1 protein-coding gene is annotated in these 736 nt (G+C 66.3%); it reads right to left on the reverse strand.

From position 1 onward, the window contains the following. Nucleotides 1–351: 351 nt before the first annotated feature. A partial coding sequence (locus AC1DWF_RS34160) for an MBL fold metallo-hydrolase (protein ID WP_476842920.1) occupies nt 352–736 on the reverse strand: 385 nt, incomplete at its 5' end.

The following is a 736-nucleotide window of genomic DNA, read 5'->3' on the forward strand; positions in this document are numbered from 1 at the left end:
TGCCAGGGCGGACGYGTTCGACYACATCGAGCGGTTCTACAACCCGACGCGACGCCACTCGACTGTCGGATACGTCAGCCCTATGGAGTTCGAACGGATCGCCCGGACAAGCTAAACTGAACGTCCACCGGACCGGCCGCAGCTCAAAGCTACCCGCGCAGCGATGGACGGGCTTGCTTCGATGCGCGCGGACTTGGAAAAGCTTGCCCTTCTGCCGCGGGCTGCCAGGCTCGATGTATGCCTTGTGGGAGCCTCCCCTCGATCGACGATGAGCGCCTTGGCCCCGGGGTAGGGGCGTACTCAATAACGCTATGAGTACGCGCCCAGGTTCGGCTCCAATCCGACAAGCGGTCAGTAGTCCCAGAAGACGGGTACCCAACGAAAGGCGTCGCCGTCGAGCGCCACCCGGCCGACGGAGGGGAACGGAAGGTGAGTGGCCACCAGCAGCTCGCCGGTTGCCGCCAGTTCCCGCAACAGGCTAACCCGAACGCGRGCCGCCTCCTCGGGGTCGTGYTCGAARCCGTTGTRCCAGTCRGGGTGGTCGAACCCGACCGCGAACACGGCGTCGCCGGCAAATGTCAGACCCTCGCCGCCGGACGCGATGCGGACGACGCTGTGCCCGGGGGTATGGCCGCCCGTGCGACGGACGACTACTCCCGGCGCCACCTCATGCTCCTCATCGAACAGCCGCAGCTGGCTGCGGTACTCTTCCACGAATCGCCTGGCGGCCGACCGA

It is taken from the genome of Aminobacter sp. P4_D5, assembly GCF_056401815.1.